24 protein-coding genes are annotated in these 25,979 nt (G+C 66.2%); 15 read left to right on the plus strand and 9 right to left on the minus strand.

Translation table 11 applies throughout. The annotated features are described in order from the left end of the window. The first annotated feature begins 51 nt into the window (after positions 1-51). The 4 genes from uvrC to whiA are packed head-to-tail and all read left to right on the plus strand — an operon-like array spanning position 52 to position 5,037. Entirely contained in the window at positions 52-2,100 is a 2,049-nt protein-coding gene (gene uvrC / locus AWC12_RS23950) for an excinuclease ABC subunit UvrC (RefSeq protein WP_085177331.1), read from the plus strand. After that, positions 2,097-3,026 (plus strand): RNase adapter RapZ, encoded by a 930-nt coding sequence (gene rapZ, locus AWC12_RS23955; RefSeq protein ID WP_024447686.1) that lies wholly within the window; start codon positions 2,097-2,099, stop codon positions 3,024-3,026. The genes uvrC and rapZ overlap by 4 nt, the downstream gene beginning before the upstream one ends. After that, on the plus strand, positions 3,023-4,063 hold the full coding sequence (locus AWC12_RS23960) for a gluconeogenesis factor YvcK family protein (RefSeq protein ID WP_024447687.1): 1,041 nt from the start codon (positions 3,023-3,025) through the stop codon (positions 4,061-4,063). Before rapZ ends, AWC12_RS23960 begins: the two co-directional genes overlap by 4 nt. Continuing rightward, positions 4,060-5,037, plus strand: a complete 978-nt coding sequence (gene whiA, locus AWC12_RS23965; protein ID WP_110808734.1) for a DNA-binding protein WhiA — start codon at positions 4,060-4,062, stop codon at positions 5,035-5,037. The genes AWC12_RS23960 and whiA overlap by 4 nt, the downstream gene beginning before the upstream one ends. Here whiA and AWC12_RS23970 read toward each other — a convergent pair. Both AWC12_RS23970 and AWC12_RS23975 read right to left on the minus strand, forming a co-directional pair. Beyond that, positions 5,034-5,678 carry a hypothetical protein gene (locus AWC12_RS23970; RefSeq protein ID WP_024447689.1) on the minus strand — a complete coding sequence of 215 codons (645 nt, stop codon included), beginning with the start codon at positions 5,676-5,678 and terminating at the stop codon, positions 5,034-5,036. The genes whiA and AWC12_RS23970 overlap by 4 nt on opposite strands. Then, positions 5,675-6,946 (minus strand): threonine/serine exporter family protein, encoded by a 1,272-nt coding sequence (locus AWC12_RS23975; RefSeq protein ID WP_234814131.1) that lies wholly within the window; start codon positions 6,944-6,946, stop codon positions 5,675-5,677. The genes AWC12_RS23970 and AWC12_RS23975 overlap by 4 nt, the downstream gene beginning before the upstream one ends. Positions 6,947-6,977: 31 nt before the next feature. Here AWC12_RS23975 and AWC12_RS23980 point away from each other — a divergent pair, with 31 nt between their 5' ends. The 5 genes from AWC12_RS23980 (at position 6,978) to secG (ending at position 11,167) form a co-directional block, all read left to right on the plus strand. Then, positions 6,978-7,691 carry an ABC transporter substrate-binding protein gene (locus AWC12_RS23980; RefSeq protein ID WP_024447691.1) on the plus strand — a complete coding sequence of 238 codons (714 nt, stop codon included), beginning with the start codon at positions 6,978-6,980 and terminating at the stop codon, positions 7,689-7,691. Between the two features lie 92 nt (positions 7,692-7,783). Continuing rightward, positions 7,784-8,806, plus strand: a complete 1,023-nt coding sequence (gene gap / locus AWC12_RS23985; RefSeq protein WP_024447692.1) for a type I glyceraldehyde-3-phosphate dehydrogenase — start codon at positions 7,784-7,786, stop codon at positions 8,804-8,806. Positions 8,807-8,820: 14 nt separating this feature from the next. Beyond that, positions 8,821-10,035: a phosphoglycerate kinase gene (locus tag AWC12_RS23990; RefSeq protein WP_024447693.1), complete on the plus strand. Its 1,215-nt coding sequence runs from the start codon at positions 8,821-8,823 to the stop codon at positions 10,033-10,035. A gap of 18 nt (positions 10,036-10,053) precedes the next feature. Beyond that, positions 10,054-10,839, plus strand: a complete 786-nt coding sequence (gene tpiA, locus AWC12_RS23995; protein ID WP_024447694.1) for a triose-phosphate isomerase — start codon at positions 10,054-10,056, stop codon at positions 10,837-10,839. Positions 10,840-10,930: 91 nt separating this feature from the next. Then, positions 10,931-11,167 (plus strand): preprotein translocase subunit SecG, encoded by a 237-nt coding sequence (secG, locus tag AWC12_RS24000; RefSeq protein ID WP_024449314.1) that lies wholly within the window; start codon positions 10,931-10,933, stop codon positions 11,165-11,167. Between the two features lie 19 nt (positions 11,168-11,186). On the opposite strand, the gene AWC12_RS24005 is transcribed toward secG, so the two are convergent. Further along, positions 11,187-11,471: a YiaA/YiaB family inner membrane protein gene (locus AWC12_RS24005; RefSeq protein ID WP_024449315.1), complete on the minus strand. Its 285-nt coding sequence runs from the start codon at positions 11,469-11,471 to the stop codon at positions 11,187-11,189. Positions 11,472-11,571: 100 nt separating this feature from the next. On the opposite strand from AWC12_RS24005, the gene ppc reads away from it, so the two are divergent. Further along, positions 11,572-14,385: a phosphoenolpyruvate carboxylase gene (ppc, locus tag AWC12_RS24010; protein WP_085177335.1), complete on the plus strand. Its 2,814-nt coding sequence runs from the start codon at positions 11,572-11,574 to the stop codon at positions 14,383-14,385. A gap of 20 nt (positions 14,386-14,405) precedes the next feature. On the opposite strand, the gene AWC12_RS24015 is transcribed toward ppc, so the two are convergent. Next, positions 14,406-14,777: an ATPase gene (locus AWC12_RS24015; RefSeq protein ID WP_085177337.1), complete on the minus strand. Its 372-nt coding sequence runs from the start codon at positions 14,775-14,777 to the stop codon at positions 14,406-14,408. A 92-nt stretch (positions 14,778-14,869) separates the two neighbouring features. Here AWC12_RS24015 and AWC12_RS24020 point away from each other — a divergent pair, with 92 nt between their 5' ends. Then, positions 14,870-15,472, plus strand: a complete 603-nt coding sequence (locus tag AWC12_RS24020; protein WP_085177339.1) for a DUF3887 domain-containing protein — start codon at positions 14,870-14,872, stop codon at positions 15,470-15,472. A 139-nt stretch (positions 15,473-15,611) separates the two neighbouring features. Then, entirely contained in the window at positions 15,612-16,016 is a 405-nt protein-coding gene (locus AWC12_RS24025) for a DUF6632 domain-containing protein (RefSeq protein WP_024449319.1), read from the plus strand. Here AWC12_RS24025 and pgl read toward each other — a convergent pair whose 3' ends face one another. From pgl to tkt, 5 genes are read right to left on the minus strand one after another with little or no spacing between them, the layout of a single operon-like run. Further along, positions 16,017-16,751, minus strand: a complete 735-nt coding sequence (gene pgl, locus AWC12_RS24030) for a 6-phosphogluconolactonase (RefSeq protein ID WP_024449320.1) — start codon at positions 16,749-16,751, stop codon at positions 16,017-16,019. It lies immediately after the preceding gene. Continuing rightward, positions 16,748-17,659 (minus strand): glucose-6-phosphate dehydrogenase assembly protein OpcA, encoded by a 912-nt coding sequence (opcA, locus tag AWC12_RS24035; RefSeq protein ID WP_024449321.1) that lies wholly within the window; start codon positions 17,657-17,659, stop codon positions 16,748-16,750. Before opcA ends, pgl begins: the two co-directional genes overlap by 4 nt. Beyond that, positions 17,656-19,197, minus strand: a complete 1,542-nt coding sequence (zwf, locus tag AWC12_RS24040; RefSeq protein ID WP_024449322.1) for a glucose-6-phosphate dehydrogenase — start codon at positions 19,195-19,197, stop codon at positions 17,656-17,658. The genes opcA and zwf overlap by 4 nt, the downstream gene beginning before the upstream one ends. A gap of 36 nt (positions 19,198-19,233) precedes the next feature. Further along, positions 19,234-20,349 carry a transaldolase gene (gene tal / locus AWC12_RS24045; protein WP_085177341.1) on the minus strand — a complete coding sequence of 372 codons (1,116 nt, stop codon included), beginning with the start codon at positions 20,347-20,349 and terminating at the stop codon, positions 19,234-19,236. 15 nt (positions 20,350-20,364) lie between these two features. After that, positions 20,365-22,455: a transketolase gene (gene tkt, locus AWC12_RS24050; RefSeq protein ID WP_085177342.1), complete on the minus strand. Its 2,091-nt coding sequence runs from the start codon at positions 22,453-22,455 to the stop codon at positions 20,365-20,367. 199 nt (positions 22,456-22,654) lie between these two features. Here tkt and AWC12_RS24055 point away from each other — a divergent pair, with 199 nt between their 5' ends. The 3 genes from AWC12_RS24055 to AWC12_RS24065 are packed head-to-tail and all read left to right on the plus strand — an operon-like array spanning position 22,655 to position 25,901. Further along, positions 22,655-23,596 carry a heme o synthase gene (locus tag AWC12_RS24055; RefSeq protein WP_024449325.1) on the plus strand — a complete coding sequence of 314 codons (942 nt, stop codon included), beginning with the start codon at positions 22,655-22,657 and terminating at the stop codon, positions 23,594-23,596. 2 nt (positions 23,597-23,598) lie between these two features. Beyond that, positions 23,599-24,543 carry a DUF1254 domain-containing protein gene (locus AWC12_RS24060; RefSeq protein ID WP_024449326.1) on the plus strand — a complete coding sequence of 315 codons (945 nt, stop codon included), beginning with the start codon at positions 23,599-23,601 and terminating at the stop codon, positions 24,541-24,543. Positions 24,544-24,602: 59 nt separating this feature from the next. Continuing rightward, on the plus strand, positions 24,603-25,901 hold the full coding sequence (locus tag AWC12_RS24065) for a dicarboxylate/amino acid:cation symporter (RefSeq protein ID WP_085177344.1): 1,299 nt from the start codon (positions 24,603-24,605) through the stop codon (positions 25,899-25,901). Positions 25,902-25,979: the final 78 nt, after the last annotated feature.

A 25,979-nucleotide genomic window follows, 5' to 3' on the forward strand; every position in this document is an offset into this window, starting at 1 on the left:
CTGCCACGGTAGTCGCTCTACCCCGTCGGGGTCCGGCAGTAACCTGGTGCCGTGCCCGATCCAGCGACGTACCGACCCGCTCCCGGGTCCATCCCCGTCGAACCGGGCGTCTACCGTTTCCGCGACCCGCACGGTCGTGTCATCTATGTCGGTAAGGCGAAGAGTCTGCGCAGCCGGCTCAACTCGTACTTCGCCGACCTCTCGGGTCTGGCGCCGCGCACCCGTCAGATGGTGATGACCGCCGCCAGCGTCGAGTGGACGGTCGTCACCACCGAGGTCGAGGCTCTGCAGCTCGAATACAACTGGATCAAGGAATTCGATCCGCGGTTCAACATCCGCTACCGCGACGACAAGTCCTATCCGGTGCTGGCGGTCACGCTCAACGAGGAGTACCCGCGACTCAAGGTCTACCGTGGCCCGCGCCGCAAGGGTGTGCGCTACTTCGGCCCGTACTCCCACGCGTGGGCGATCCGGGAGACCCTGGATCTGCTCACCCGGGTGTTCCCTGCCCGCACCTGCTCCAACGGAGTGTTCAAGCGGCACAGCCAGATTGACCGGCCCTGCCTGCTCGGCTACATCGACAAGTGCTCCGCTCCGTGCGTCGGGCGCGTCAGCGCCGACGAGCATCGGCGGATCGTGGGTGATTTCTGCGACTTCCTGGCAGGCAAGACCGATCGGCTGATCCGCGAAATGGAACAGCAGATGAACGCTGCCGCAGAGGACCTGGACTTCGAAAGGGCCGCCCGCCTTCGCGACAACATCGGCGCGATGCGGCGCGCGATGGAGAAGCAGACGGTGGTGTTCGGGGACGGCACCGACGCCGACGTGGTGGCCTTCGCCGACGACCAACTCGAGGCGGCCGTGCAGGTGTTCCACGTCCGCGGTGGCCGGGTGCGCGGCCAGCGTGGCTGGGTCATCGAAAAGTCCGGTGAGCCAGGGGAATCCACGCTGGAGTATCTGGTCGAGCAGTTCTTGACGCAGTTCTACGGCGACCAGGCGGCGCTGAGAGAGGACGCCGGCTCCAGTTCTGGAGATGGCGGGGACGAGGCGACCAACCCCGTGCCGAAACAGGTACTCGTCCCGGTGCTGCCAGACACCGCGCACGAGCTGGAGACCTGGTTGTGCCAGCTGCGCGGGTCCCGGGTGGCGCTGAGGGTGCCCCAGCGGGGGGACAAGCGGGCGCTCGCGGAGACCGTCAAGCGCAACGCCGAGCAGGCGCTCAATCAGCACAAGCTGAAGCGAGCTGGTGATTTCAACGCGAGAAGTGCCGCGCTGCAGAGTATTCAGGATGCGCTCGGGCTCGAGGACGCGCCGTTGCGAATCGAGTGCGTCGACATCAGCCACGTCCAGGGCACCGATGTGGTCGCCTCGCTGGTTGTGTTCGAAGACGGCTTGCCGCGCAAGTCGGACTACCGCCACTACGCGATCCGCGAAGCCGCGGGCGACGGGCGTTCTGACGACGTCGCGTCGATCGCGGAGGTGACGCGGCGCCGGTTCTACCGCCATCTGCGCGACTCGCAGGGACCCCAGCCCGGCGAGATGATTACCGACACCGATGTCGCCGCCGAGTCGGCCGCGGAAGGCCGCCCGCGCCGATTCGCCTACCCGCCGAACCTGTTCGTCGTCGACGGTGGCGCTCCGCAGGTGAACGCGGCGCAGGCGGTACTCGACGACCTGGGGGTCACCGACGTCGCAGTGATCGGGTTGGCCAAGAGACTCGAGGAAGTGTGGGTTGCGGCCGAACCCGACCCGGTGATCATGCCGCGCAACAGCGATGGCCTCTATCTGCTGCAGCGGGTGCGCGACGAAGCGCACCGGTTCGCGATCTCCTATCACCGCAGCAAGCGCTCGAAGCGGATGACGGCCTCGGCACTGGACTCGGTGCGCGGTCTCGGCGAGCACCGCCGCAAAGCCTTGGTCACCCATTTCGGGTCGCTGGCACGGTTGAAGCAGGCCTCCGTGGAGGAGATCACGGCCGTTCCGGGTATCGGGGTCGCGACGGCCCGGGCGGTGCTCGACGCCCTCGGCGTGGAGACGCCGACTGATTCGGGCGCGCCCGACGCGGTTATCGGCAATGATCAGAGCAGGGCATCGGGATGACAGAGCAGGGCATGCACGAGGAACTGCAAGGGGGAGCAGGCAGCATCGGCGAAAGCGGCGAAAACGACGGGATAGACGTGGTCCTGGTGACGGGCCTGTCCGGCGCGGGCCGCGGCACCGCCGCCAAGGTGCTCGAAGACCTCGGCTGGTATGTCGCCGACAATCTGCCGCCGGAGCTTATCGCGCGCATGGTCGACCTCGGTTTGGCGGCCGGTTCGCGCATCACCCAGCTCGCGGCCGTGATGGACGTGCGGTCGCGGGGCTTCACCGGCGACCTCGATTGGGTGCGCAGCGAATTGGCCACCCGGGGCATCGTGCCCCGCGTGCTGTTTCTGGAGGCCTCCGACGACATCCTGGTGCGGCGCTACGAGCAGAACCGGCGCAGCCATCCTCTGCAGGGCAATCAGACGCTGGCCGAAGGCATCGCCGCCGAGCGGGCGCTGCTGGCGCCGGTACGGGCATCGGCCGACTTGGTGATCGACACGTCGTCGCTGTCGGTGCACGGACTGCGGGAGAGCATCGAGCGCGCTTTCGCCGCGGAGACCGTCGCGCACACCAATGTGACCGTGGAATCTTTCGGGTACAAATACGGTCTGCCGATGGATGCAGACACGGTGATGGACGTCCGCTTCCTGCCAAACCCGCACTGGGTGGACGAGCTGCGCCCACACACGGGCCAGCACGCCGACGTCCGTGATTATGTGCTCGGCCAACCGGGCGCCCTGGAGTTTCTCGACTCCTACCATCAGCTGTTGGACGTCGTGATCGACGGTTACCGCCGGGAGGGGAAGCGCTACATGACCGTTGCCATCGGCTGTACGGGCGGCAAGCACCGCAGCGTCGCGATGGCCGAGGCGCTGGCCGAGCGGCTTCAGGACGCCGCGCTGACGGTGCGGGTGCTGCACCGGGATCTCGGGCGCGAATGAGTGCCCGCATCGTTGCGCTGGGCGGTGGGCACGGCCTGTACGCCACGCTGTCGGCGGCACGGCGCCTGACCCCGCACGTCACAGCGATCGTCACCGTCGCCGACGACGGCGGATCTTCGGGTCGGCTGCGTAGCGAACTCGACGTGGTTCCGCCCGGAGATCTGCGAATGGCGTTGGCCGCGTTGGCTTCCGACAGTCCTCATGGCAGGTTGTGGGCCACCATCATCCAGCATCGCTTCGGTGGCAGCGGTGCGCTGGCGGGCCACCCTATCGGCAACCTGATGCTCGCAGGCCTCAACGAGGTGCTCGCCGATCCGGTGGCGGCACTCGACGAGCTCGGCAGGATTCTGGGCGTCAAGGGCCGGGTGTTGCCGATGTGCCCGGTCGGGCTCGGCATCGAAGCCGACGTCGTCGGTCTCGAATCCGATCCCCGGGTGAGCCGCTCGATCCGCGGTCAGGTCGCAATCGCGACCACCGTGGGCAAGGTGCGCAGGGTCCGGCTGCTGCCCGCCGATCCGCCCGCCACGCACCAGGCGATCGACGCGATCATGAACGCCGATCTGATCGTGCTCGGTCCCGGCTCGTGGTTCACCAGCGTCATCCCGCATGTGCTGGTGCCGCAGCTGTTGACCGCGTTGCAGACGACGACCGCGCGGCGCGCCCTTGTGCTCAATCTGGTCGCGGAGCCCGGCGAGACGGCGGGCTTCTCGGTGGAGCGTCACATTCACGTGCTGGCCCAGCACGCGCCGGGTTTCACCGTGGATGACATCGTCGTCGATTCGGCGCGTGTTCCCAGCGACCGCGAGCGCGAGCAGCTGCGCCGGACCGCCGCGATCCTCGATGCTCACGTTCAGTTCGCTGATGTGTCCAGACCTGGTACACCTTTACATGACCCGGCGAGGTTGGCCGCGGCTTTGGAGGGGGTCCGCAAGCGCGGCGCGCCGCCGAGCGCGACGGCTCAGCAGACGCGACCCACCCCGAGAGCGAAGCCCACCCCGACAGTGAACGGACCGAGAGGTGACGACCCGTGGCGATGACAGCCGAGGTCAAAGATGAACTGAGCCGGTTGGTGGTCAACTCGGTGAGTGCGCGCCGCGCCGAGGTGGCGTCGCTGCTGCGCTTCGCCGGCGGATTGCACATCGTGTCGGGGCGCGTCGTCGTCGAAGCCGAGGTCGATCTGGGCATCATCGCGCGCCGCTTGCGCAAGGACATCTACGACCTGTACGGCTACAACGCGGTGGTGCATGTGCTGTCGGCCAGCGGCATCCGCAAGAGCACGCGCTACGTGGTTCGGGTCGCCAAAGACGGGGAGGCGTTGGCGCGGCAGACGGGTCTGCTGGATCTGCGTGGCCGCCCGGTGCGCGGACTGCCGGCCCAGGTCGTCGGCGGCAGCGTCGCGGATGCCGAAGCCGCCTGGCGCGGAGCATTTTTGGCGCACGGATCGCTGACCGAGCCCGGTCGATCGTCGGCACTCGAAGTGAGCTGCCCTGGGCCCGAGGCCGCCTTGGCGCTCGTGGGCGCGGCTCGCCGGCTGGGGGTGAGCGCCAAGGCGCGTGAGGTGCGGGGCAGCGATCGCGTGGTCGTCCGCGACGGCGAAGCCATTGGTGCGCTGCTGACTCGGATGGGCGCGCAGGACACGCGGCTCACCTGGGAGGAGCGCCGCATGCGCCGCGAGGTGCGTGCCACCGCGAACCGGCTGGCCAACTTCGACGACGCGAATCTGCGACGATCGGCGCGCGCTGCTGTGGCGGCGGCCGCCCGGGTGGAACGTGCGCTGGAAATCCTCGGCGACACCGTGCCCGACCACCTCGCCGCCGCGGGTCAGCTGCGCGTCGCCCACCGGCAGGCCTCGCTGGAGGAGCTTGGCCGCCTCGCCGACCCGCCCATGACGAAAGATGCTGTGGCAGGCCGTATCCGGCGTCTGCTGTCGATGGCCGACCGCAAGGCCAAACAGGACGGCATCCCCGACACCGAGTCGGCGGTCACGCCGGATCTGCTCGAAGACGCCTAGGGTCCCAGCAGCGCGTCCAGCGCTTTGTGGTCCACCACTGTGAAGTCGTGGTCCTCGACCTTCATGTAGTGCCGCACCCGGTTGACGAAATCGTTGATCGCTGTGTTGAACGCCTCGGTCGCCATGTTGCGCTTCTCCGGCGAGAGCGCCGACGTGAGCTCCTGGGCGAACGCCGTGTAGATCACGCGCTGGGCGCTGTCGGCGATGTCGCTGGGGGCCACCAGCCTCAGCTCGGTGAGCAGGGTGATGGCGCGTTTGATGTCGTCTTCGAGCACGCCGGTCACCCGGATCACCCGGAACATCACGGCGAGACGATTCAGGTTGTCGGGGATCCCCGGATCGACTTCGCGCGCCCTGGCGAGAAATTCCTCGTGGTCTTCGGTATGAGCGAGGCGATGCGTCACCTCCGCCCACTCCTTGGAGATCTCCTTGAGGCCCGTGCTCACGACGGAGACCTCCGTCATCGCCGCCACGAACCGGATGGTGGCATCGCGGAGCAGATCGAACTTCAGCCGTTCTTCCTCGGCGATGCTCTGGCGTTCGTGGGTGCGCTTCGCCGTCCAGTAGGTCGCGAGCCCGCCGACGATCGTGCCCAGCAGGCTCGCCGAGGCCGTGATCGCGGGAATCACCCAGTCGGTCATGGGTTGAGTATCCGCCGCGACCTTGTCCTCAGCTGGCGGAACGCTTCCCAGAGCAGCAAACCGGCCTGGATCCCCAGCGCGATCGAGATCATCGAGATCAGCGTGACGGCGACGGCGCCACCGCTGCTCCCGGCGACGAGTTCGGTGACGCCGATAAATCCCAGTGATCCCGGCACCAGCAGCCAGAACCCGGGGAGCAGCAGTGTCGCCGCGGGCGGGGTGTCGGGCCGGTGCGCGACCAGCAGCGCGCACACGGTCAGCGCGAGCCCGCCACCGAAGCCGCTGGCGTAGCTGCCCAGGCCGGCGTTCGCGAGAACCTGGCCGGTGTAGGAGACGAACAGGATCAGCAGCATCCATCCCATGAAGCGGGTCGGGGGCCCGTGGTAGAGGAAAAGTCCCACCGCGTACAGGGCGACCCCCAGCCACGGCGACCATGGACCGAAGCGGTCCACCGATGCGACGCTGAGTTCGTCGGTGGACAAGCCGACGACCTGCGCCGCGATGAGAATCCCGAAAGCCAACTGCGCCAACCGAATCCCGCCTGCGATCAGACGCGCCGACCCGGCGATCACGTCGCGTCCGCTGAGTTCGATGACGGCCAGCGTGATTGCGGTGCCAGGCAGGAACATCACCAGCGCGGGCGCCAATGCGCGCAGACTTCCCTCTCCGAGATTCAGCAACCTGCCGAGAACGAATGAGGACAGCGCAACCAGGAACGCCGCGACGACGGGCAGCAGCTGGGTCAGCGGCTCGCTGCGCCTGGCGAACAAACCCAACAGCCCCACCCCGGAGCCGAAGGTGACGGCGGCCAGCAGGGCGATCACATTGGGTTGCAGGATCAGGGCGAATGCCGCGCTCTGCAAGATGTAACCCACGACGAACGCCCATGCCGAGAACCGCGGCCGCATGGCATCGATGCGGTCGAGCTCGGCCAGCCCGTCCTCCGGGCTGACCTGGCCGCGCTCTGCCTGTTCGACGAGCACGGCGAGCGGAAAGGTCTGGTCGAAGCGAAGGTTCTTCTCGGCGCTCTCCACCCGCATCGTGGTGCCGTCGGGATGTTCGCCACCGCCCCCGAGCTGGATGTAGTTGGGCAGGATCAGCATCTCTTGCGACACCCCGTAACCGTCAGCCGCCGAGCTCAGTGCCCGCCGCACCATCCCGATGGGATAGCCGGCCGCGATCATCGCCGCGCCGAGTCTGGCCAGAAACGCCATCGGCTTGGTGTGTGCCGCCAGTGGCCGCGGGTCAACCTCCGGTACGTCCTCCACGGGCCGGACAGTAGACCTCTACCGTGGGCCCATGAGTGATTTGCGGGTCGGTGTGGCCTATCCGGATCCGCCCTTCAACGCCATGCCCAACCACGGCGGCCTCGACATCGACGTGATGACCGCCCTCGCGAGGGCCATCGGCGTCGAGGTCGAGTTCGTCGCCTACGACGGCGCAGATTTCGACGGGATCTTCGACCGGCTGGCGGCAGGTGACTACGACTGCGTCATCTCGGGCATCACCGTCACCTCCGAACGGCAGCGCCGGGCGGCGTTCTTACCGCCTTACGTGATCTCCGGGCAGGGCCTGGCCGTGGATACATCCCGGCTGCCCGCTGTCCGTTCCGTCGACGACCTGGCGGGTTTGACGATCGGCGTGCAGCGCGGCAACACGAGCGAATCCGTCGCCCACCAGTTGGTGGCAGACGGCAAGGCCGCCCGTGTCCGCATCTACGACTACGGCGCGATCAGCACTGCGGTCGCCGACCTGGTCACCGGCGGCTGTGATGCCGTCATGAAGCTCGCCCCGGTGCTGACCGAACTCGTCAAAGCGGTACCCGGGGTCGAGGTCGTGCAACGCGGGCTGTCGATCGAGGAGATCGCCCTCGCGGTCAACCCCGCCGATCAGCAGCTCCTCGCTCGCCTGCGGGTCGCCCAAGCCGAACTAGAAGCCAGTGGCGAGTTCCAGCGGATCCGCCGCGGGTGGCTCGGCAACCCCTACGTCGATCAAAGTTCAGGGATGCTCTAGCCGCGGTCCGGGGCGAGCGCGCGCGGCAGACGGGCCAACTACTAGGCTAAGTGCCGAGCTGTGACGAGCATCGAATTCAAGAGGAGAGACACGTGACGATCCGGGTAGGCGTGAACGGCTTCGGCCGCATCGGGCGCAACTTCTTCCGCGCACTGGACGCGCAGAAGGCCGAAGGCAAGAACACCGATATCGAGATCATCGCGGTCAACGACCTCACCGATAACGCCACGCTGGCGCACCTTCTGAAGTTCGATTCCATCCTGGGCCGCCTGCCCTACGACGTCAGCCTCGAAGGCGACGACACCATCGTGGTCGGCGACCACAAAATCAAGGCCCTTGAGGTCAAGGAAGGTCCGTCAGCTCTGCCCTGGGGTGACCTCGGCGTCGACGTTGTCGTCGAGTCGACGGGCATCTTCACCGCCCGAGCCAAGGCGCAGGGCCACCTCGACGCCGGCGCCAAGAAGGTCATCATCTCCGCGCCGGCCAGCGACGAGGACATCACGATCGTGCTCGGCGTCAACGACGACAAGTACGACGGCAGCCAGAACATCATTTCCAACGCGTCGTGCACCACGAACTGCCTCGGGCCGCTGGCCAAGGTGCTCAACGACGAGTTCGGCATTGTCAAGGGTCTGATGACGACCGTGCACGCCTACACCCAGGATCAGAACCTGCAGGACGGCCCGCACAAGGATCTGCGTCGTGCCCGCGCCGCCGCGCTGAACATTGTGCCGACCTCGACCGGCGCGGCCAAAGCGATTGGCCTCGTCTTGCCTGAACTGAAAGGCAAGCTCGACGGGTACGCGCTGCGCGTGCCGATCCCCACGGGTTCGTGCACCGACCTGACCGCCGAGCTGTCGAAGGCCGCGTCGGCCGACGAGATCAACGCGGCAATGAAGGCCGCCGCAGACGGGCCCCTGAAGGGCATCCTCAAGTACTACGACGCCCCGATCGTGTCCAGCGACATCGTCACCGATCCGCACAGCTCGCTGTTCGACTCGGGCCTGACCAAGGTCATCGACAATCAGGCCAAGGTCGTCTCCTGGTACGACAACGAGTGGGGCTACTCCAACCGCCTGGTCGACCTGGTCGGCCTGGTCGGCAAGTCCCTGTAGCCGACAAGCAGACGATGGCGATCAAGTCACTCGACGACCTCCTGTCCGAAGGCGTTTCGGGCCGAGGCGTGCTCGTGCGCTCCGACCTGAACGTCCCGCTCGATGACGATCGCCAGATCTCTGATCCGGGTCGCATCATCGCCTCCGTTCCGACGCTGAAGGCGCTCAGCGACGCCGGCGCCAAGGTCGTCGTGACCGCGCACCTGGGCAGGCCCAAAGGTGAGCCGGACCCGAAATTCTCACTGGCTCCGGTCGCAAAAGCGTTGGGGGACAGGCTCGGTAGGCACGTGCAACTCGCCGGCGATGTCGTCGGGTCCGATGCACTCGCCCGCGCCGAAGGCCTGACCGACGGTGACATCCTGTTGCTGGAGAACATCCGCTTCGATGCACGTGAGACCAGCAAGGACGACGCTGAGCGGCTGAAGCTGGCCAAGGCGCTCGTCGAGCTCGTCGGCGATGACGGCGCGTTCGTCTCCGACGGCTTCGGCGTGGTGCATCGCAAGCAGGCATCGGTATTCGATGTGGCGACGCTGCTACCGCACTATGCAGGCACACTGGTCGACACCGAGGTGAAGGTGCTCGCGCAGCTCACCGAGTCGACCGAGCGCCCGTACGCGGTGGTACTCGGCGGATCCAAGGTGTCGGACAAACTCGCCGTCATCGAGAACCTCGCCACCAAGGCCGACAGCCTCGTCATCGGCGGCGGGATGTGCTTCACCTTCCTTGCCGCACAGGGTCTTTCGGTCGGCAGCTCACTGCTCGAAGAGGGCATGATCGAGACCTGTCGCAAGCTCCTCGACGACTACGGCGACGTGCTGCACCTGCCCGTCGACATTGTTGTCGCCGAGAAGTTCGCCGCCGACTCGCCCGCCGAGACCGTCGCGGCCGACAAGATCCCGTCCGACAAGATGGGCCTGGACATCGGCCCCGAGTCGGTCAAGCGGTTCACGGCGCTGCTGTCCAACGCCAAGACGATCTTCTGGAACGGCCCTATGGGCGTATTCGAGTTCCCGTCCTTCGCCGCGGGCACCAAGGGTGTGGCCGAGGCGATCATCGGGGCAACGGCCAAGGGGGCGTTCAGTGTCGTCGGCGGTGGCGATTCGGCCGCCGCCGTACGCCAGCTGGGCCTGCCCGAGGACGGTTTCTCGCACATTTCGACCGGTGGCGGCGCCTCCCTGGAATACCTTGAGGGCAAGACGCTACCCGGCATCGACGTGCTCGGACGTTAATAGAAATTAGGAGTCCTCGTGTCCCGCAAGCCGCTGATCGCCGGCAACTGGAAGATGAATCTGAACCACTTCGAGGCGATCGCGCTGGTTCAGAAGATCGCTTTCTCGTTGCCGGACAAGTACTTCGACAAGGTCGACGTGACGGTCATCCCGCCGTTCACCGATCTGCGCAGTGTGCAGACACTGGTCGACGGTGACAAGCTGCGACTCACCTATGGCGCGCAGGACGTGTCGCAGCACGACTCCGGGGCGTACACCGGTGAGATCAGCGGTGCCTTCCTGGCCAAGCTGGGCTGCACGTTCGCCGTCGTCGGCCATTCCGAGCGCCGCACGTATCACCACGAGGACGACGCGCTGGTCGCCGCGAAGGCGCTCGCGGCGCTGCGGCACGGGCTCTCGCCGATCATCTGCATCGGCGAAGCGCTCGAAGTGCGCGAGGCAGGCAACCACGTCGAGTTCAACGTGAACTCGCTGCGCGGATCGCTGGCCGGGTTGTCGGCCGAGCAGATCGGCAAGTCGGTGATCGCCTACGAGCCGGTCTGGGCGATCGGCACCGGCCGCGTCGCGAGCGCAGCGGACGCGCAGGAAGTGTGCAACGCCATCCGCAAAGAGATCGAGACACTCGCGTCCTCCGAGATCGCTGCCGGCGTTCGTGTGCTCTACGGCGGCTCGGTCAACGCCAAGAACGTCGGCGAGATCGTCGGGCAGGGCGACGTCGACGGCGCGCTGGTCGGTGGCGCGTCGCTGGACGGTGAGCAGTTCGCGATGCTGTCCGCGATCGCCGCGGGCGGGCCACTGCCCTGAGCGGCACATCAGCCACTGCCGCGAGCGGCACATCAGCCGCTGCCGCGAGCGGCACATCAGCCGCTGCCGCGAGCCTGATAACCTGGCCACCATGCAATTGGCTCTGCAGATCACCCTGGTCGTGACCAGTGTTCTGGTCGTGCTCCTGGTCCTGCTGCACCGCGCCAAGGGCGGCGGCCTGTCCAGCCTGTTCGGTGGCGGTGTGCAATCCAGCCTGTCCGGCTCCACCGTGGTCGAGAAGAACCTCGACCGGCTGACGCTCTTCGTCACCGGCATCTGGATCGTCGCCATCGTCGGCATGGCTCTGTCCATCAAATACGGCGTCTGATCACATTCGGGCTTCTAGCTCAACTGTTGAACGGGTCGTGCTCGGACATCAGTTTCTCCAGCCGCGCCTCGTCGAGTCGACCCCGCACCGTTGCCGCTTCGTGCTGATCGCGGATGACCTTGGCCAGCGTGAACGAGCTGGTGACCAGGAACAGCGCCGACATCAACAGAAACAGGCGCTGCCACAGGTCCAGCGGTAGGAACAGGATCCCGCCGAGAACGCCGAACAAGCTCAGGCCGAAGGCGATCGCTGCCTGGACGAAGTATGCCGCGGTGATCCGCGACGGGCCCAAAAGTGTTGTCATGTCCTCAAGCATGAAGTCGGAGCACCCCACCAGGGCGTAGGTAGTTCTACTCGGCATTGCTCATTCTGCGATCGAGGCGGGCAACCCGGATACTTGACCAATGTCTTCCCCTTCGGCCATACCCGACCTGTCCCTGGAGCCGATTGGAGCCGTACAGCGCACCCAGGTGGGCCGCGAAGCCACCGAACCGATGCGCGAGGACATCCGGATGCTCGGCGCCATCCTGGGCGACACAGTGCGTGAGCAGAACGGAGACGACGTCTTCGACCTCGTCGAGCGGGCCCGCGTCGAGGCGTTCCGGGTGCGGCGCTCCGAGATCGACCGTGCCGACATGGCCAAGCTGTTCGACGGTATCGACGTCCATGCGGCGATCCCGGTTATCCGGGCATTCACCCATTTCGCGCTGCTCGCCAATGTGGCCGAGGACATCCACCGCGAACGACGCCGCAGAATCCACGAGGCGGCGGGGGAGCCGCCCCAGGACAGCCGGCTGGCCGCCACCTACCTCAAACTCGACGGCGCCGACCTCGACGCCGTCACCGTGACCGCTGCGCTGAGCGGCGCGCTGGTGTCCCCGGTGATCACGGCCCACCCGACCGAGACGCGCCGGCGTACCGTGTTCGACACCCAGCATCGCATCACCGAGCTGATGCGGCTGCGCCTGCACGGTCAGAGCGAGACCGCCGACGGCCGCGACATCGAAAGTGAGCTACGCCGCCACATCCTCACGCTGTGGCAGACCGCGCTGATCCGGTTGTCACGCTTGAAGATCCAGGACGAGATCGAAACCGGGCTGCGTTACTACCCGGCAGCGCTGTTCGAGGTGATCCCTCAGGTCAACGCCGAAGTGCGCGCGGCGCTTCAGCAGCGCTGGCCCGACGCGAACCTCTTCCAGGAGCCGATCCTGCGCCCCGGTTCCTGGATCGGCGGCGACCGTGACGGGAACCCCAACGTCACCGCGGAGGTCGTCAGGCTCGCCACCGGTCGCGCCGCCTACACGGCTTTCGCCCACTACTTCTCCGAGCTGACCGCGCTCGAGCAGGAGTTGTCGATGTCGGTGCGCCTGGTGCACGTCAGCGACGGTTTGGCCGCGCTCGCCGACGCGTGCGCCGAGCCCGCCCGCGCCGACGAACCGTATCGCCGGGCCTTGCGTGTCGTGCACGCGCGGCTGACGGCCACCGCGCAGCAGGTGCTCGACCGTCAGCCCGAGCACGAACTCGACCTCGGCATGGATCCCTACCTCGCCCCGGGCGAGTTGCTCGCCGACCTCGACACCGTCGACGATTCGCTGCGCGCCCACGGCAGTGCGGCACTTGCCGACGACCGTCTCGCGAGGCTGCGAGAGGCCATCCGTGCCTTCGGTTTTCACCTGTCCGGACTGGACATGCGGCAGAACTCCGACGTGCACGAAGAGGTCATCGCCGAGCTTCTGGCGTGGGCCGGGGTGCATTCCGACTACGCTTCCCTGAGCGAGGACGAACGGGTCGCGGTGCTGGCGGCCGAACTGACCACCCGCAGGCCTCTGATCGGGCCGGGCGCCGACCTGTCCGAGCTCGCCCGCAAAGAGCTCGACATCGTCTTCGCGGCTGCGCGCGCAGTGCACGTCTTGGGGCCGCAGGCCGTACCGAACTACATCATCTCGATGTGCAAGTCCGTCTCCGACATGCTCGAAGCCGCGATCCTGCTCAAGGAAGCCGGGCTTCTCGACGTGTCCTCGGAGCATCCGTACGCGCCTGTCGGAATCGTGCCGCTGTTCGAGACCATTGACGACCTGCAACGCGGGTCGTCCATTCTTGAAGCGGCGCTGGACCTTCCGCTGTACCGCGCGGTCGTCGCCGCCCGCGGCGACAGCCAGGAGGTCATGCTCGGGTACTCCGATTCCAACAAGGACGGCGGCTATCTGGCCGCGAACTGGGCGCTCTACCGAGCCGAACTGGACCTGGTCGAATCGTCGCGCAAAACCGGAATCCGCCTGCGGCTCTTTCACGGTCGCGGCGGGACCGTCGGCCGAGGTGGGGGCCCGAGCTACGACGCGATCCTGGCTCAGCCACCGGGCGCGGTGCAGGGGTCGCTGCGGATCACCGAGCAGGGCGAGGTGATCGCCGCGAAGTATGCCGAGCCGCGGATCGCGCACCGCAACCTGGAGACGCTGCTGGCCGCCACACTGGAGGCGACGCTGCTCGACATCGAAGGACTCGGGGAGTCTGCCGACACGGCCTATGAGGTGCTCGACGACCTCGCGGCGCGTGCCCAGCGCGCCTACGCCGAACTCGTCCACAACACACCGGGTTTCGTCGAATACTTCAAGGCTTCGACGCCGGTCAGTGAGATCGGCGCCCTCAACATCGGTAGCCGGCCCACCTCCCGAAAGCCGACGACGTCGATCTCGGATCTGCGCGCGATCCCGTGGGTGCTGGCCTGGAGCCAGTCCCGTGTGATGCTGCCTGGCTGGTACGGCACCGGGACGGCGTTCGAGGAATGGGTAGGCGAAGGTCCGGACAAGGAAGCCAGGCTGGAGGTCCTGCAGGACCTCTACCGGCGGTGGCCCTTCTTCGCCACAGTGCTGTCCAACATGGCGCAGGTCCTCGCGAAGTCGGATCTCGGTCTGGCTGCTCGGTACTCCGAGCTGGTCGAAGATGAAGCCCTGCGGCGCAGGGTGTTCGACAAGATCGTCGACGAACACGCGCGCACGATTCGCATGCACAAGTTGATCACCGGCCACGACGACCTACTCGCCGACAATCCCGCGCTGGCCCGATCGGTCTTCAACCGGTTCCCGTATCTGGAGCCGCTGAACCACCTGCAGGTGGAGTTGTTGCGCCGCTACCGATCCGGGGACGAGGACGAACTCGTGCAGCGCGGCATCCTGCTGACCATGAGCGGTCTGGCGACGGCCCTGCGCAACAGCGGATAGGGCAGGGGCCGGCGACCGGGTCAGAGGCCGGTGGTGCGGCGGACCCTGTCCACGGCTCCGCGAATTGCCTGTTCAGTAGCCGCCAACGGCAGTATGACCGACTCACCGAGGCCGACGATGCGTTCCACGCGCGAGACGATGCCTTCCATCCGGTCGACGACGGCAATCAGGCGAGGTGCCAGCTCGTTGATTTGACTGATGGTGCCGTTGAACCGTTCCAGGGTGGCGTCCAGCTTCTCCGTCGAATGGTTCAGGTCCTCCAGGGTTTCGCTCAGGCCTTCCAGGATGGTGTCGACCTGCTCAACGGTGACGTCGGCGTTCAGCGCCGCTTGGGCGAGCTTGCGGATGCGCTCGGGGCCGGTCCGGACAGGTCTGCCCCCTTTGTCTGCCATCCGGCCAGTATGGCCCACCTGCGCGGCATCGTGACGTAAGGTCTGTCAATGATTTGTTGACATACGCGGCCTTGTTAAGCAATGATTGACGCATGTCGTTCGCTGAAACGGGTCAGCATCTGCATCGCCGGCTCGGCCAGATCCTCGCGGCCCCGGTTCTGCGCGGCGAGCACGATCCCCTCGATTTGGTGCGGGCAGCGCGTGAGGTCCAGGACCAGTCCGAGGCGCTGATGGCTGCGGCAGTTCGTCAGGCGCGAGACGCGGGCCGAACGTGGCAGCAGATCGGCGACGTGCTCGGCGTGACACGTCAAGCCGTCTTTCAGCGGTACGGCAAACCCATCGATCCACGAACAGGAGAAGTCATGAATACCAAGGCAATTCCAGAAGCAAGTGAGTTGGCACGGACCGTCATCGACGCGCTGGCACACGGACGGTGGTCTGATGTCGCTGACCGCTTCGACGAGACGATGCGCGACCGGCTCACCGAACAGGGGCTCGCTGAGGCGTGGGCCTACCTTGCGGGGCTGGCCGGAGCCTATGAGGGGCATGGAGACACCGAGGTGGTGCGCGCGGCTGACTTCACCACCACCAACACGCTCCTGAACTTCGAGGCCGGTGATTTTGTCGCCCGCATCACGTTCCGTGACGACCGCACCATCGCCGGGTTGTACCTGCTCAACCCTGACGCCGCATGATCTCTGCCACCGGAAGACCGTCATCGGCCACGTCGACGACGTCGCCGTGAAGTAATCGCACGTCCCGAGAGGGCAGTAAAGCCACCTCCCACAGGGAGGTGGCTTTACTGTGTTGGGGTCCGCCGTCTTTGGAGGCGCTATGGCATCCACAACCCGCTACCGGCTGCTTCGCCTCGCCCTCGCGGTCTTCGGCGTGGTGATGATGCTGCTGTATCCGCTGGCGGTGGTGTGGCCCTCCGGCTGGGCCTGGCACCACGGCGCACCGTACGAATCCGACTACTTCATCATGATCGTTGGGCTCTACGCCGTACTGGGCGCGTTTCTGTGCAACGCGGCCCGGCGGCCTGAGGCCCATGTGAGCCTGATCTGGTTCACGGTGTGGTCCAGCGTCGTCCACGCGGCGATCATGGCCGTTCAGTCGTTCACCAGCGCCCATCAACGCGGACACCTCGTAGGGGACGTTCCGGCGTTGCTCCTCGCCGCGCTTGTCCTTGCCGTGCTGCTCAAGACCTCCGGAGTTTCACCCGGCGGCGACCGCGCGTAGTCACGGCAGCTTGGAGGCGGCTCCCTCGTCGAGAAGCCACACGGTGGCTTCACTGCCGACGGCTCCGGCCGCGGGGATGTCGACCGGCTCGGCGCCGCCGACCGCGGCGGCCACCGCATCCGCTTTGCCCTCGCCGGACACCACCAGCCAGACCTCGCGCGACCGTGCGATCGCGGGAAGCGTCAACGTGATTCGCCGCGGCGGAGGCTTCGGGGAATCGGTCACGCCGACGACGAACCGATCGGTCTCCTTGACGGCGGCCGTGTCCGGGAACAGCGAGTTGACATGTCCTTCGGGCCCCATGCCGAGCAGGTGCACGTCGAATCGGGGGCCGGTGGCCTCGAAGTTGCCGATGACGACCTGCTCGTAACCCGCTGCGGCCGCGTCCAGATCGTCGCCGAACTCGCCGTCGGTCGCGGCCATCGCGTGCACGTTGGTCTCGGGGATCTCGACGTGGTCCAGGAGCGCCTCACGGGCCTGCTTGTCGTTGCGCTCGTCGTGGTCCGCCGCAACGAATCGCTCATCGCCCCAATAGATGTGAACCTTCGACCAGTCGATGTCGCCGCTGCGTTCGCCGACGCGTTTCAGCAGGCCGATTCCGGTGCCACCGCCGGTGAGCACAATCGTGGCCTCGTTGCGCGCCGAGATAGCCGCATTGATCGCCTCCACGAGCCTGTCACCGGCCGCGGCGACCAACGCGTCGGTGTCGGCGTACTTCTCGATCGTCACCGTCATACGTATTGCACCTTCTCGATCCCCTTCAGCGCTTCGAAATAGATTTCGTCGGCATCGAGGCGACGCATGTCCTCGGCCAGACACTCGCGAGTTTCCCTGCGAGCCAACGGCACCAGCGCCTCGGGCTTGGAGGTACGGGTGATCCTCGCGGTGACTCCCTCCTGCGGGCGGCTCAGGACGATCGTCTCGCTGTCGCGAACGAGCTCGACCTTGAGCTCGCCGACCGCGCGCTGAACGGGTCCGTCGATCCGGCTAGCCAGCCAGCCCGCCAGCACGTCGAGCGCGGGTTCGGTGGCCAGGCCGGACACCAGGGCGGAATTGATCGGTTCATGAGGCGGTTCGTCGACGGCAGCGGCAAGCAGTGCCCGCCAATAGGTGATCCGGCTCCAGGCCAGATCGGTGTCGCCCGGCGTATAGCCCTCGAGCCGACCTTTGATGGACTGCAGCGGGTCGGTGCCGTTTGTGGCATCGGTGATTCGGCGCAGTGCAAGCCGGCCCAGCGGATCCTGGGCGGGCACCGGCGGAGCGACGTCGGGCCACCACGTAACGACCGGGGTGTCAGGAAGCAGGAACGGCATCACCACACTGCTGGCGTGGTTGGCCAGCGGACCCGAAAGCCGAAGAACGACAACCTCGTTGGCGCCCGCATCACTGCCGACACGCAGCTGGGCATCCAACCGGGCCTTATCCGCACGTCGATCACCCGGCGCCACGACGATGACGCGGCAAGGATGCTCGCGGCTCGCCGCATTGGCAGCGTCGATGGACTCCTCGAGCACTGCTTCGGTGTCCGGTGCGATGACCAGGGTGAGAACACGGCCCAATGTGATGGCGCCGCCCTCCTCCCGCAAGGCCTGGATCCGCTTGTTGATGGCACCGGTATCGGTGTTGGGCATGTCGATGATCACGGCCGCCTCCATTCGCGGCCAGACCGCTTGAGCATCTCGAACGCCGAATCCGGTCCCCAGCCGCCCGACTCGTAGGGCTCGGGGTGTCCTTGGGCCTCATCCTGGGCCGCCCAGAACTCCAGCGCGGGATCGAGAATCTTCCAGGCCAGCTCGACTTCCTCGTTCACCGGGAACAGCGAGGGCTCGCCGAGCAGAACGTCGAGGATCAGGCGTTCGTACGCCTCCGGCGACTCCTCGGCAAAAGCCGAACCGTAGGAGAAGTCCATGCTGACGTCACGGACTTCCATCTTGTTTCCGGGCACCTTGGAGCCGAAGCGCATCGTGATGCCCTCGTCGGGCTGCACTCGGATCACCAGCGCGTTCTGCCCAAGTTCCTCGGTCATGGTCGCGTCGAACGGCAGATGCGGGGCCCGTTTGAAGATCAGCGCGATCTCGGTCACCCTGCGGCCGAGGCGTTTTCCGGTGCGCAGGTAGAACGGGACACCGGCCCAGCGGCGGGTGTCGACGTCGACGGTGATCGCCGCGAACGTCTCCGTCGTCGACGTCGTCGAGAAGCCCTCTTCTTCAAGTAGCCCGACCACGCGTTCCCCACCCTGCCAGCCTGCGGTGTACTGACCACGCGCGGTGGTCTCGTCGAGCGGCTCGGCAAGAGTGCTCGCCGAGAGCACCTTGATCTTTTCGGCCTGCAGCTCGGCGGGGGAGAAGTTGACCGGTTCCTCCATGGCCGTCAGCGCCAGCAGCTGCAGCAGATGGTTCTGGATGACGTCGCGCGCCGCGCCGACACCGTCGTAGTAGCCACCTCGTCCGCCGAGCCCGATGTCCTCGGCCATGGTGATCTGCACGCTGTCGACATAGTGCGCATTCCACACCGGCTCGAACATCTCGTTGGCGAAGCGCAGCGCCAGGATGTTCTGCACCGTCTCCTTGCCCAGGTAGTGGTCGATCCGGAAGACCGACGACTCGGGGAAGACGTCGTTGACGATCTTGTTGAGCTCCTCGGCACTCTTCAAGTCGTGACCGAACGGCTTCTCGATCACCACCCTGCTCCAGTGGCCGTCGGACTTCTTGGCCAGCCCTGTTCGCGAAAGCTGTTCGAGCACCTGCGGAAACGCCTTGGGCGGAATCGACAGATAGAACGCGTGATTGCCGCCGGTGCCTCGCTCGGCATCGAGCTTGTTCAGTGTTTCGGCCAGCCGTGCGAACCCGGCCTCGTCGTCGAAAGTGCCCTGGACGAACCGGAAACCCTCGGCGAGGCGGTCCCACACCTCCTGGCGGAACGGTGTGCGCGCGTGCTGCTTGACCGCCTCGTAGACGACCTGCCCGAAATCCTCGTCGGCCCAGTCCCGCCGGGCGAAACCGACGAGTGCGAACGACGGCGGCAGAAGGCCCCGGTTGGCCAGGTCGTAGATTGCCGGCATCAGCTTCTTGCGCGCCAGGTCGCCTGTCACGCCGAAGATCACCACACTGCACGGTCCGGCGATGCGGGGCATGCGCTTGTCGCGCTTGTCCCGCAACGGGTTAGACCAGGGCTGGGTCATCGTCGATCGCTCTTCGCGCAAGCGCTCATCGGCCAGTCACTTCTTGTCGTCGAGCTGACCCTGGGTGGCTTCGAGAAGCTCGTGCCAGGACTTTTCGAACTTGTCCACGCCCTCGTCCTCGAGCACCCTGAACACGTCCGGCAGATCGATGCCGATCGAGGCGAGCTTGTCGAAGACTTCCTGTGCCTCGGCGGCGCGTCCGGTCACCGTGTCACCGGTGATGACGCCGTGGTCGGCGACCGCGTCGATCGTCTTCTCCGGCATGGTGTTCACCGTGTTCGGGGCGACCAGTTCGGTGACGTAGAGCGTGTCGGCGTAATCGGGGTTCTTCACGCCGGTCGACGCCCACAGCGGGCGCTGAACGCGTGCGCCGGCTGCCTTGAGCTTCTCGAAACGCTCTCCGCCCGAGAAGATCTCCTCGTAGGCGGCGTAGGCCAGGCGGGCGTTGGCGACGCCGGCCTGACCGCGCAGCGCCAGCGCCTCGTCGGATCCGATCTCTTCAAGCCGCTTGTCGATTTCGGTGTCCACGCGGGAGACGAAGAACGACGCCACGGAGTGGATGGTGGAGACGTCGTGGCCGGCCTCCTTGGCCTTCTCCAGACCCTGCAGGTAGGCATCCATCACCAGGCGGTGCCGCTCGACGGAGAAGATCAGAGTGACGTTGACCGAGATGCCCTCGGCGAGAACCGACGCGATGGCCGGAATCCCGGCCTCGGTGGCCGGGATCTTGATCAGCAGGTTGGGGCGGTCGACGATCTTCCAGAGCTCGATGGCCTGGAGGATCGTCTTGTCGGTGTCATGCGCCAGGCGCGGGTCGACCTCGATCGACACCCGACCGTCGACACCGCCGGACTGCTCGTAGATCTTGGCGAAGACGTCGCAGGCGTTGCGGACGTCGTCGGTGGTGACGGTGCGGATGGTCGCGTCCACATCGGCGCCGCGTTCGGCCAGTTCTTTGATCTGAGCGTCGTAGGCATCGCCCTTGGACAGGGCAGCCTGGAAGATCGAAGGGTTCGTGGTGACCCCGACGATGCTCTTGGTGTCGATGAGCTCCTGCAGATTGCCGGTCTGCAGTCGGTCCCGCGAGAGGTCGTCGAGCCAGACGGACACGCCGGCTTCAGACAATGCGGCCAGATTCTCGTTCTGGGTCATTTCGGTTCCTTCTGGTTAGTTGTCGATGGAGCGTTCTGCCGCGGCTGCCACTGCCTCGGGGGTGAAGCCGAACTCGCGGAACAGCGTCTTGTCGTCGGCGGATTCGCCGTAGTGCTCGATCGAGATGATTTCGCCGGTGTCGCCGACGAGCTTGTACCAACTCTGTGCGACCGCTGCTTCCACAGCGACCCTGGCCGACACCCCGGGCGGGAGGACGCTGTCGCGGTACTCCTTGGGCTGGGACTCGAACCATTCGACACACGGCATCGACACCACCGCCGCGGTGATGTCCTTCTCCGCCAGCAGCTTCTTCGCTTCGACCGCCAATTGCAGTTCCGAGCCCGTGCCGATCAGGATCACATCGGCGGTCGTGGCGTCGTCGCCGCCGAGCACGTACCCGCCGCGGCCGACACCGTCGGCGTCGGTGCCCTCCAGAACCGGGATGCCCTGCCGAGTGAGGATGAAACCGACCGGACCGCTGCCGTTGCCCCGGGCGAGGATGCTGCGCCACGCGTATGCCGTCTCGTTCGGATCACCCGGCCGGACCACCGACAGGTTCGGGATCGCGCGCAACGCCGCGAGGTGCTCGATCGGCTGGTGTGTCGGTCCGTCCTCGCCGAGGCCGATCGAATCGTGGGTCCAGATGTAGATGGTGTCGATGTCCATCAGGGATGCCAGCCGCACCGCGGGACGCATGTAGTCGGAGAACTGCAGGAACGTGCCGCCGAAGGCGCGGGTGGGCCCGTGCAGCACGATGCCCGACAGAATCGATCCCATCGCGTGTTCGCGGATACCGAAGTGCAGTACCCGGCCGTACCAGTCCGCGCTGAAGTCGTCGGTGGAGATCGACGGCGGGCCAAAGGATTTCACGCCCTTGATCGTCGTGTTGTTGGAGCCGGCGAGGTCCGCGGAGCCGCCCCACAGCTCGGGCAGCTTGGGGGCGACGTCGTTGAGCACCTGACCGAATGCGGCGCGGGTGGCGACGGCCTTGGACCCCGGCTCCCAGTAGGTGAGGTCGGCATCCCAGCCGTCGGGGAGTTCTTGGGCCAGCAGGCGGTCCAGCAGCTTCTTGCGCTCGGGCTCGCGCTGGGCCCACGCGTCGAACTCCGGCTGCCACTTCTCATGGGCTTCCTTGCCACGCGCCTGCAGCCCGCGGGTGTGGGCGATGACCTCATCGGTGACCTCGAAGGTCTTCTCCGGATCGAAGCCGAGGATCTTCTTGGTGGCCGCGACCTCGTCATCGCCGAGCGCCGAACCGTGGACGCCGCCGGTGTTCATCTTGTTCGGCGCGGGATAGCCGATGATGGTGCGCAGCGCGATGAACGACGGCTTGTCTGTGACCTTCTTCGCCTCCGCGATCGCCTGTTCGATTCCGACGACGTTCTCGCCGCCCTCGATCTCCTGGACGTGCCAGCCGTAGGCGCGGTACCGGGCGGCGACGTCCTCGGACAGCGCGATGTTGGTGTCGTGCTCGATGGAGATCTGGTTCTTGTCGTAGAACACGATCAGGTTGCCGAGCTGCTGGGTGCCCGCCAGCGAGGACGCCTCGCTGGTCACCCCTTCCTCGATGTCGCCGTCGGAGGCGATGACGTAGATGTAGTGATCGAACGGGCTTGTGCCGGGCGCGGCGTCGGGGTCGAACAGGCCGCGCTCGTAGCGGGCGGCCATCGCCATGCCGACCGCCGAGGCCAGGCCCTGACCGAGTGGACCGGTGGTGATCTCCACACCGGCCGTATGGCGGAATTCGGGATGGCCCGGTGTCTTGGACTTGAACGTCCGCAGCGACTCGATGTCGGGGAGCTCGAGCCCGAACCCGCCGAGGTAGAGCTGGATGTAGAGCGTCAGGCTGGAGTGTCCGCAGGACAGCACAAAACGGTCGCGGCCTAGCCAGTGCACGTCGTTGGGGTCGTGGCGCATCTGCCGCTGGAACAGCGTGTAGGCAAGCGGGGCGAGGCTCATCGCGGTGCCCGGGTGACCGTTCCCGACCTTCTGCACGGCGTCGGCAGCCAGCACCCGAACGGTGTCGACCGCACGCGAATCGAGGTCGGTCCAGTCGTCGGGATGGTTAGGGCGGGTCAGGGAATTGATCTCTTCGATCGTGGTCACGAAGCGCGCTCCTAAAGCTCGACGGGCGGTGTGAATCCGCTTCATCCACCCTAGTGGTGAACGCTTGGACGTCGCAGAGGTCATCCCTCCTTCCAGGTGAACCGACCCTGCATTTTCAGACACCGGCCTCCGCGGTCTACCATCCTCTGTAGTAGACGCCTTCCGGGGTCGTTGCCGTTGTCGCTGAGGAGTTGGTTGCGTGAGGATTCGCGAAGGCCACCTCATCGACGATGCCGCCGAGGGGCCGATCCGATTCCGCACCCGGCTGCTTGGCTACATCGGGCTCACCAAGCCCCGCGTCATCGAACTTCTCCTCGTCACCACGATCCCGGCGATGCTGCTGGCCGACCGCGGCACCGTCGACCCTCTGCTGATCCTCAACACACTGGTGGGCGGCCTGCTGGCCGCGGCAGGCGCCAACACGCTCAACTGCGTCGCCGACGCGGATATCGACAAGAAGATGAAGCGCACCGAGCGGCGGGCGCTGGCCCGCGCCACGGTGCCCCGCAGCCACGCGCTGATCTTCGGCCTGACACTGTCGGTCGCTTCGTTCTTCTGGCTGTGGTGGACCACCAACTTGCTGTCGGCGCACCTGGCCGGCGCGACCATCGCCTTCTACGTGCTCGTCTACACCCTGCTGCTCAAGCGCAGGACCTCGCAGAACGTCGTGTGGGGCGGGGCAGCGGGCTGCATGCCCGTGATGATCGGATGGTCGGCGGTGACCGGCACGATCCAGTGGCCCGCCCTGGTGATGTTCCTGATCATCTTCTTCTGGACACCGCCGCACACCTGGGCGCTGGCCATGCGTTACAAAGAGGACTACGAGGCCGCCGGAGTGCCGATGCTTCCCGTGGTCGCCACCGAGCAGCAGGTGACCAAGCAGATCCTCATCTACACCTGGCTGACCGTCGCCGCCACGCTCGCGCTCGCTCTGACCACCGGCTGGCTCTACACCTCGGTCGCGATCCTGGCGGGCACCTGGTTCCTCGTGATGGCCCACCAGCTCTACGCCGGAGTGCGCCGCGGTGAGCCGGTGAAACCGCTGCGCCTTTTCCTGCAGTCCAACAACTACCTCGCCGTCGTGTTCTGCGCACTCGCCGTCGACTCCGCGCTCGCGCTGCCGACCCTGCTGCACGTCTGACCGTGGCCACGCACGTCTCGCCGGACAACTTCATCCGTGCCGAGACCGACCAGTACTTCGCCAACATCTCCCGCTCGGGGCTCGGCGAATTTCTCCATTTCCGCGATTTCGGCCCCCTCGACGACCAGCTCGTCGTCCGGCAGAACCGGGACACCCTGTACTCGGCGGCGGTGTTCGACCTCGATGCCGGGCCCGTCAGCATCACGCTGCCCGACGCCGGAGGTCGGTTCCGTTCGCTGCAGGTGATCACGCAGGATCACTACGTCCCCGAGGTCAGCTACACCGCGGGCACCCACACCTTCGACCGGGAGCGCATCGGTACCCGGTACGTGATGGTGGCGCTGCGCACGCTGGTGAATCCGAACGACCCAACTGATCTGGCTGCTGTCCACGCGCTGCAGGACGGCGTCGTCGTCGAGCAGGCGGGCAAGGGCACATTCGAGATTCCCGACTGGGATCCCGCCAGTCAGAAGACGGTGCGCGACGCCTTGGTCGCGCTGTTTTCCACGCTGCCCGACAGCCGCGGGATGTTCGGTGCCGAGGGCGAGGTGGATCCGGTGCGCCGGCTGATCGGTTCCGCGGCGGCTTGGGGCGGCAACCCCGAGCGGGAGGCGCTGTACTTGACCGTGAACCCGCCGGCCAACGATGGCCAGACGGTGCACCGCCTGACCGTGCGCGACGTACCCGTCGACGGATTCTGGTCGATCACCGTCTACAACGCCGACGGCTACTTCACCCCGAACTCCCAGAACGCGTACTGCATCAACGACGTCACGGCGGTCAAGGACGACGACGGCTCGGTCACGGTGCAGTTCGGGGGCTGCGATGGATCCGCGCGGAACTGCCTGCCCATCACGCCGGGCTGGAACTACCTGGTGCGGCTCTACCGGCCCCGGCCCGAGATCCTCGACGGGACGTGGACGTTTCCGCAAGCACGGCCTGCGTAACAGGGGCGCAACCCCGAGGGCACCTCCCGGTAGCCCTCCGGCCATACGGTGCTCAACCTATGAGGACCCTCAGGCACCCGGCAGTCCAGATCGGCGTCGCCGCAATCGGTGGCATTGTTTTCGGCCTGGTGGCCGGCGAGTGGGCGACGAACCTGAAGTTCGTCGGCGACATGTTCATTCGGTTGATTCAGATGTCGATCGTCCCGTTGGTGATGGCGTCGGTGATCGTCGCCACCGGTTCGATGACGGGAACCGGCACCGGAAAGATCGCCGTGCGCACCTTCAAGTGGATGCTCGGCTTCTCCGTGGTGGCCGCCGTTCTCGCGTGGGCGCTGAGCGCGGTGATCAAGCCGGGTTCCGGCATCGTGTTCGATGAGGAGGTCGATCCCAGCCTGCAGGAGTCGGCGCAAGAGGCACTCGGTTGGCAGGACACGGTGCTGAACTTCGTGTCCACCAACATCTTCGACGCGATGTCGACGGCGACGATGGTGCCGATCATCGTGTTCTCGCTGCTGTTCGGGATCGCTCTGCGCACCCAGATCAACAAGACCGGCGACACCAGGGTGTTGACGTTCATCGACCAGATTCAGCAGATCGTGCTGACCATGATTCGGCTCGTCATGTACATCGCACCCATCGGCGTGTTCTGCCTGTTGGCCGCACTCGCCGGCGACGTCGGTTTCGCGGTGGTCACCACTGCGCTGAAGTACCTCGGCGCGACGCTGCTCGGTGTGCTGATCCTTTTCGCCGCGTTCGTCGTGGTGGTCACTGTGCGAACGAGGCTCAACCCGCTGTTGCTTCCGGGCAAGTTGGCCGAGCAGACGGCGATCGCGATCACGACGACGAGTTCGGCGGTCACCTTCCCCACGGTGCTGAAGAACACGGTGGAGAAAGTCGGCGTGAGCCAGAAGGTCGCCAACTTCACGCTGTCCATCGGGTTGACGATGGGTTCCTACGGCGCCGTCCTCAACTACATGATCGTCGTGATGTTCCTGGCTCAGGCGGGCGACGTCGAGTTGGGCTTCGGCCAAATCGTGCTCGGCATGGCGTTGGCGATACTGCTGAACATGGGCACCATCACCGTGCCCGGCGGCTTCCCTGTGGTCGCCATGTTCCTTGCGACGTCGCTGGGTCTGCCGTTCGAGGCGGTCGGTTTGCTGATCGCCGTCGACTGGTTCTCCGGCATCTTCCGGACATTTCTCAACGTCAACGGCGACACGTTCGTGGCGATGCTCGTGGCCAACGCCGACGACGAGATCGACCGCGACGTCTACAACGGCACCAAGACCGTGACGGCGCAAGACATCAACGTCGACGACTTCCAGGACGCGATGGCCCGCGCCGATATGGCGGACTAGTTGTACTGACCTGAGAGGTTAGGTACGCGGCTGGCTGGTGGTTGACCGCCGAGTGCGGTGTGGCCGCGGTGGTGATTG

Source organism: Mycolicibacterium iranicum, assembly GCF_002101705.1.
Lineage (GTDB): Bacteria > Actinomycetota > Actinomycetes > Mycobacteriales > Mycobacteriaceae > Mycobacterium > Mycobacterium iranicum.